Here is a 7,241-nt window from a genome sequence, read left to right as displayed (position 1 = left end):
CGATGGTAGTTGGACCTTTGGTCCTGTGAGAGTAGGTCGTTGCCATGCTGGGTGAAAGTTTTTCAAGCGTCCCTTAGGGGACGCTTTTTCTTATGCAGAGATAGTAGGAAAAAGTTTTTCCTCAACGATAATTCATTCATCTTTCATTCATTTTTGCCCCTTAGACTAAGTTTATCAGGTAAGCAACCCCTACTTACCTGAAAATTATAGAAGCTAAAGGAGTCAATAACATGAAAGTATCTAAACATATTCTCTTAAGCGGTGCCCTAGCCGCATCCCTGGCAGCCAGTGCAGCCCTACCGACGCTGAGCGTCTTTGCAGGTGAAGCGGGCCAGTCCAATCAAGCCTCCCAGTCGAAGACCTATCAGGTAGCTCCTGATAAAGCACAAGGCCAAGAAGGGCCAAGGCAGCAAGCTGGCGAGCATTGCCAAGGCCATGACCGCGGCCCTGGTGGTCACCATCAAGGACGTGAGCAAGGTCCTGACGGACATGGACATGGTCAGGAAAAGAAAGAAGGACAGACAGCTCAGAATGTTCAAATTAATGTCACCATGAAGCAAGCGTTGGAGAAGGCTGCGACTCAAGTGCCTAATGGCCAAGTCTTAGGCGCTAGCTTGTATGACCAAGATGATCAACCTGCCTATTCCGTTGTCGTCAAGGCAGATAAGGACTTTCGTTTTGTCTTTGTAGATGCCCAGTCAGGTAAAGTGACAGAAGAAGAGACTAATCAGGCCCAAGGCCCTGGTCACGAGCAGGGTGCCAACCAAGGCCAAGGTGGAAATCAAAACCATGGGCCTGGCCATGAGCAAGGTCCGGGGCAGGGTCAAGCTCCCGGTCAAGGTCAAGCACCAAATCAAAACCATGGCCCAGATAACGCTCAAGGTCAGGGGCCAAATCAAAATCAAGGCCAAAAACCTGCACCAGGCCAAGAGGGTACTCAGACGCAAGGTCAGGAGGCTAAACCAGACTTTAAGGCGCCAAGTGTCAGCGCGCAAGCTGCCTTAGACGCTGTCTTAGCTAAGTATGCGGATGCTAAAGTCTATGATATTGAACTGGATCCAAGTCATGAACAAGATAAGGCGGCTACTTACACTGTCACCTTGGAAAGCAACCAAACTTTCAAGCAAGTGAGCGTTGATGGCGAGACGGCTGCGGTGACAGAAATTGAAGACCAAGAAGCGGAGCATCATGGGCCAGCTGACCATCAAGTAGGTCAAGCGCAAGGTCCAGGCCAAGAGGGCGACCGTGGTCAGCATCAAGGGCCTAACCAAAATCAAGCAGGTCCTGGTCAAGGTCCTAATAGGCAAGAAGGTGGCCCACAAGGGCAAGGAGCACCAGCTGAATCCAATAAGCGCTAGTCGACTTAACTAAGTTAAAGTGGCTAACCAACTATTTACCTACTGGCTACTGTCGTGTCACAATAGGTAGCCAGTGAGCAGGCAGATGGCATTCTCAGACAAGCTGCCACTTGTAGAGCCTGCCATTTCCCCACATCAGGGTGCCTTTGGGTGCCCTGATTTGCCTTTGTGTAGAAATATTGATACAATGCAATTTGATGAGAAGAGGTGATCATATGAAATTACTGCTAGTGGAAGACGAACGTGATCTGAATGCCAGTCTGAGTAAGCTACTTAAGAAGCATCACTATAGTGTTGACGCAGCTTTTGATGGCCAAGAAGCCTTGGATTTTTTGGCGGTAGCTAGCTATGACCTCATTATCTTAGATATCATGATGCCTCACATGGACGGTTTTGAATTTCTAGAGCGCATCAGATCGCAAGAAAACCCAGTGCCTGTTCTCTTGTTAACAGCCCGGGATGCTGTCACTGATAAGATTCGGGGCTTGGATTTGGGTGCAGATGATTATATGGTCAAGCCCTTTGAATTTGACGAGCTGCTAGCTCGCCTACGGGTTCTGCTCCGCCGGCCACAACGTCATATCCTAAGTGATCAGGTGGAAATTGGGCCTATTCGTTTAATTCTTTCCCAGAAACGTGTCCTCAAGGATGGTCAGGCCGTGAATTTAACGGCCAAAGAATATGAGGTCTTGGAGTACTTGGTCCGCAACCAGAATCAAGTTCTGTCACGGGAGCAGATTCGCCATCATGTCTGGGATTATGAGCAAGAAGCAGAGTCCAACACCATTGATGTCCTCATCAAAAATATTCGGCGCAAACTCGATAGCGAGGGGCAACCCTCACTGATTCAAACCAAACGGGGGTTAGGCTATGTGGTTCCAAGGATTCAAGCAATTTCTAACTAGCATTGCTAGTCGTGTAACCATTTGGTACACCGGCTTTATGATTATCATCCTCTTGGCTATGTTTGGGGCCACCTTATGGATTTCGGCCCGCTTTGTGGATGCTGATCGCAAGGAAAGCTTAGTCGAAGTGGTCCAAATGGCTAGCCGTCACGCTGACTCACCACAAGGTCAGGAGTATGGTCACCCTGATATGGATCGTCATTCCTTCGAGCAAGGGGTTACCCTGGCCTATTACAATCAGCAGAATGTCAGTCGCCAGCACTTGCCCGGTTTCTTCAAGTGGGACTTGCCCCAGAATGGGGGCACAGTGTCTAGCTACCAGGAGGGAGATCAGTCCTTTCTCTACTATGACCTGCCTCTAGAGAATGGCCAGGGATGGGTGCGGGGGGTTATTGCCCTCAGTGCTTCCAGCCGGGAGCTCAACAATCTGCTCAGAGTCTTGGCAATTGCCGGGCCGGTCCTGCTGGTGCTAATGGTTCTAGGGGGCTACTGGGTCTTGAAGCGAGCCCTAAAACCTATCAAGGTCTTGGACCAAACAGCTCTTGCTATTCAGACCAGTGGGGATTTGTCCCAAAGAATCCCCCTAAAAGGGCCCCAAGATGAACTCTACTTCTTGGCTCAGACCATGAATGGCATGCTGGAGACAGTGGAAACTTCCTTCCAGCGTGAGAAGCAATTCAGCCATGATGTCTCCCATGATTTACGGACACCCGTTACGGTCATTCTATCGGAGAGCGAATATGGTCTGAACTATGCGGATTCATTGGCCGAAGCTCAGGAATCGCACGCCACCATCCAACGCCAGGCGCTCCGTATGAAGGATTTAATTAATCAGATTTTAGAATTGTCCAAGTTAGAAGGCCAGGACAGCTTAGCTTTGAAGCCACTGAATCTTAGCGATTTCTTAGCTAAGCGCCAGGAAGATGACCAGACCTTAGCTCAAGCAGCAGGCAAAGAGCTTAGGTATGACCTTGCGCCTAACTTGCAGGTTGAGGCTGATGAAGTCCTCTTAGGCCGCCTGGTGGATAATCTGCTCAGCAACGCCCTCAAGTTCGCCCAAAGTCAGGTCACGCTTAGCTTGACGGCTAATCAGGAAGATGGGGTAATCCTGTCGATTGCTGACGATGGCCCAGGCATTGCAGAGGCAGAACAGGCGCACATTTGGCAACGATTCTATCAGGTGGATCGCGCCCGTACTAAGTCGGCCTCAAGTGGCGCCGGTCTCGGCCTGGCCTTGGTCAAAGCCATTGCCGACCAGCATGGAGCCCAGCTAAGCCTTAAGAGTCAGCTGGGAGCAGGCGCTCGTTTTGAGGTGACATTTCCGCCTGTAAAATCACAAACTAAGTAAATCAAAGACCAGAGAGGCTAGACTATCTAGCCTCTTTTTTGCTTGGTGTCATGCTCAGCAGCTGGCTTACCTTGTGGTCGTCTGAATTTGAAAGTCGACGCTTTTAACTTATAAGTAAGTGGAGAAAAGTGACTTTTCAATATGAGGAAAAGACAAATTAAGTTTAATAATTATTTCTAAGATAAAAAGCGCGCCATAGAGACGCGCTTTTTGACTTTTTAGGACCCCCAGAGGATTTCGCAGTGGGGGCCAACTGTGTCCTGGAAGGACTCAATAGGGGGCTGGTCGGTCACAATGTAATCCAAAGCAGAGTAGTTACTGAGCTTGAAATAGTGGCTAGTATTGAACTTGGAGTGATCAGCCAGCAAGATGGCCTTGTCGGCATTAGCAATCATCTGCTGTTTAATCATGGCCTGATTGTGGTTGGCCTCGTAGGCAGCATAGCGATCAAGCCCGCGGCAGGAGAAGAAGGCCAGGTCGGCATGAAAGTTATTGATGAACTGGGTGGCAAAGTCACCCAAGGCGGAGTTGGTGCCAAAGTCGATATGGCCACCCGATAGGAAGAGGGTGACATTTTCGAAGTTGTTGAGTAGGCGCGCCGCCTCAATCCCATTGGTAATGACGCGCAGATTCTGGTGGGGGGATAGATAGGGGATGAGACTGGCAGCAGTGGTAGAGCTGTCGATGAAGATGGAGAGATTATCGGTGATAAAGGTAGAGGCAATATCGGCGATAATTTCCTTACTTCTTTGTTCCTCATGAGCACGCGCAGAATAGGTGTACTCAATGTTGTTGCTGTTGGCTAGGCGTACTTCCCCGTGACTGCGGAGAATCTTGCCGTCGCGCTCGAGCGCAATCAAGTCGCGTCTGAGAGTAGAAGTGGAGCAGTAGACGAGTGACTCAAGTTGCGTGGTGGAGATGACTTTCTTTTTGCCGAGAATATCCATAATACGGCTCATCCGTTCAAAAGAAACCATCCAGTATCCCTCCTTGATGAACAAATTTGAACACTTCTGACTATATTATAGCATTATTTTTGACCATTTACCAATAGCGCTTTCATCTATTGTAAGCGATTTTACAACGAGGTATCATTATCTTAAAGAAAGGGATGATTGTATGAATCAAGAAGAACGTTTGGTCAGAGACCAAATTTGTGACGTGTGCCACAAAATGTGGCAACTAGGTTGGGTAGCCGCCAACGACGGGAATGTCTCAGTTCGCTTATCTGACGACACGATTATCGCGACCCCAACTGGCATGAGCAAGAGCTTTATTACACCAGAGAAGCTAGTCAAGCTTAATTTGCAAGGTGAGATTTTGGAAGCCAATGAAGGCTATCGTCCATCCAGTGAGATTAAGATGCACATTCGTTGCTACCAAGAGCGTGACGACGTCAAAGCAGTCGTGCATGCCCATCCACCAATTGCCACGGCTTTTGCCTTGGCTCACATTCCGCTAGACAGCTACTCACTGATCGAATCAGCCATTGTCATCGGTTCTATTCCAATCACACCATTCGGGGTGCCATCGACCATGGAAGTGCCAGATGCCATCACCCCATACCTACCAGAACATGATGTCATGCTCTTAGAAAACCATGGGGCTTTAACAGTAGGGAGTGACGTCATCACCGCTTACTACCGCATGGAAACACTAGAACTGGTTGCTAAGTCTACCTTCCATGCACGTCTCTTAATCTCAACCAAGGGGATTGAAGAAGACGAAATCGCCCGTCCAACCCTCGAGCGACTCTTCGCTATGCGGGCTAACTATAAGGTAACCGGCCGCCATCCGGGCTATAAGAAATACAATGCGGATGGAACAGTTAGAGAATTGGAGGAATAAACATGAGTCAACATCCACGTATTGGGATTCGCCCTACAATTGACGGTCGTCGCCAAGGCGTACGGGAATCCCTCGAAGTCCAAACCATGAACATGGCCAAGAGTGTGGCTGACTTGATCAGCAGCACGCTCAAATATCCTGACGGCCAACCGGTTGAATGTGTTATCTCACCTTCAACTATTGGACGGGTGCCAGAAGCAGCCGCTTCTCACGAACTCTTCAAGAAATCCAATGTCTGTGCAACTCTTACCGTGACCCCTTGTTGGTGCTACGGGAGTGAGACCATGGACATGTCACCAGATATTCCACATGCCATCTGGGGCTTCAATGGGACGGAACGTCCAGGGGCTGTTTACTTGGCCGCTGTTTTAGCTTCTCATGCGCAAAAGGGGATCCCAGCCTTCGGTATTTACGGTCACGACGTACAAGAAGCCGATGATACTGAAATTCCTGCTGACGTTAAGGAAAAGATTCTCCGTTATGCACGGGCTGCTTTAGCAACCGGCCATATGCGCGACACGGCTTATCTGTCAATGGGGAGTGTCTCCATGGGGATTGGCGGGTCTATCGTCGACCCAGACTTCTTCCAAGAATACTTGGGTATGCGTAATGAATCGGTCGACATGACTGAATTCACCCGTCGGATTGACCGTGGTATCTATGATCCAGAAGAATTTGAACGTGCCATGACTTGGGTGAAGGCCAACATCAAAGAAGGCCAAGACCGCAACCGTCAAGACCTAGTTCTTTCACCAGAAGAAAAAGCGAAACAATGGGAATTCGTTGTTAAGATGTTCATGATTGGTCGCGACCTCATGCAAGGCAACCCTCGCTTAGCAGAACTAGGGTTTGAAGAAGAAGCGGTGGGCCACCACGCCCTAGTGGCTGGTTTCCAAGGTCAACGTCAATGGACTGACCACTTCCCTAACGGGGACTTCATGGAAACCTTCCTTAACACTCAATTTGACTGGAACGGGATTCGTAAGCCTTATATCTTCGCCACTGAAAATGATGCCCTCAATGGCGTGTCCATGCTCTTCAACTATCTCTTGACCAATACACCACAAATCTTCGCTGACGTACGGACCTACTGGAGTCCTGAAGCAGTAGAACGGGTAACTGGCCACAAGTTAGAAGGTCATGCAGCGAATGGTTTCCTTCATTTGATTAACTCTGGCTCATGTACTCTCGATGGTACCGGCCAAGCCAGTCGTGATGGTCAAGCCGTGATGAAGCCATTCTGGGAATTAGAACAAAGCGAAGTCGATGCCATGTTGGCGAATACAGACTTCCCACCAGCTAACCGCGAATACTTCCGTGGCGGTGGCTTCTCAACTCGCTTCTTGACTAAGGGTGGCATGCCAGTGACCATGGTTCGCCTCAACCTCCTCAAGGGCGTAGGACCAGTCTTGCAAATTGCGGAAGGTTACACCTTAGAATTGCCAGACCAAGTACACCACACCTTAGATAACCGGACTGATCCAGGCTGGCCAACCACTTGGTTCGCACCACGCTTGACCGGCAAGGGTGCCTTCACTTCTGTCTATGATGTCATGAATAACTGGGGGGCTAACCACGGGGCGATCTCTTACGGCCACATTGGGGCAGACTTGATCACCTTGGCATCCATGTTACGGATTCCAGTCAACATGCATAACGTAGCAGAAGAAGATATCTTCCGTCCTAAGAACTGGAGTCTCTTCGGTACAGAAGATTTGGAAGCAGCGGACTATCGCGCTTGCCAAACCTTAGGCCCAATTCATAAGTAGTTAAGCACTTGGC

The 7,241-nt window shown here is 49.4% G+C and carries 6 protein-coding genes; 5 read left to right on the top strand and 1 reads right to left on the bottom strand.

What is annotated here, in order from left to right:
• The first annotated feature begins 230 nt into the window (after nucleotides 1–230).
• The 3 genes from RWO08_RS08585 (at nucleotide 231) to RWO08_RS08575 (ending at nucleotide 3,611) form a co-directional block, all read left to right on the top strand.
• The gene (locus tag RWO08_RS08585) at nucleotides 231–1,358 is read left to right on the top strand and encodes a PepSY domain-containing protein (RefSeq protein WP_314211810.1); all 1,128 of its coding nucleotides are present in this window, start codon (nucleotides 231–233) and stop codon (nucleotides 1,356–1,358) included.
• A 215-nt stretch (nucleotides 1,359–1,573) separates the two neighbouring features.
• Nucleotides 1,574–2,263 carry a response regulator transcription factor gene (locus RWO08_RS08580; protein WP_314211809.1) on the top strand — a complete coding sequence of 230 codons (690 nt, stop codon included), beginning with the start codon at nucleotides 1,574–1,576 and terminating at the stop codon, nucleotides 2,261–2,263.
• Nucleotides 2,229–3,611 carry a HAMP domain-containing sensor histidine kinase gene (locus RWO08_RS08575; RefSeq protein WP_314211808.1) on the top strand — a complete coding sequence of 461 codons (1,383 nt, stop codon included), beginning with the start codon at nucleotides 2,229–2,231 and terminating at the stop codon, nucleotides 3,609–3,611. Before RWO08_RS08580 ends, RWO08_RS08575 begins: the two co-directional genes overlap by 35 nt.
• A gap of 218 nt (nucleotides 3,612–3,829) precedes the next feature.
• Here RWO08_RS08575 and RWO08_RS08570 read toward each other — a convergent pair whose 3' ends face one another.
• Nucleotides 3,830–4,588 (bottom strand): DeoR/GlpR family DNA-binding transcription regulator, encoded by a 759-nt coding sequence (locus RWO08_RS08570; protein ID WP_070756097.1) that lies wholly within the window; start codon nucleotides 4,586–4,588, stop codon nucleotides 3,830–3,832.
• 142 nt (nucleotides 4,589–4,730) lie between these two features.
• Between RWO08_RS08570 and RWO08_RS08565 the strand changes: the two genes are divergently transcribed.
• Nucleotides 4,731–5,459 carry a class II aldolase/adducin family protein gene (locus RWO08_RS08565; RefSeq protein WP_023391011.1) on the top strand — a complete coding sequence of 243 codons (729 nt, stop codon included), beginning with the start codon at nucleotides 4,731–4,733 and terminating at the stop codon, nucleotides 5,457–5,459.
• 2 nt (nucleotides 5,460–5,461) lie between these two features.
• Nucleotides 5,462–7,228, top strand: a complete 1,767-nt coding sequence (locus RWO08_RS08560; protein WP_314211807.1) for an L-fucose isomerase — start codon at nucleotides 5,462–5,464, stop codon at nucleotides 7,226–7,228.
• Nucleotides 7,229–7,241 lie beyond the last annotated feature (13 nt).

It is taken from the genome of uncultured Abiotrophia sp. (genome assembly GCF_963520105.1).
Taxonomy (GTDB): Bacteria; Bacillota; Bacilli; order Lactobacillales; family Aerococcaceae; genus Abiotrophia.
This window is presented reverse-complemented; position numbering and strand designations above follow the sequence as displayed.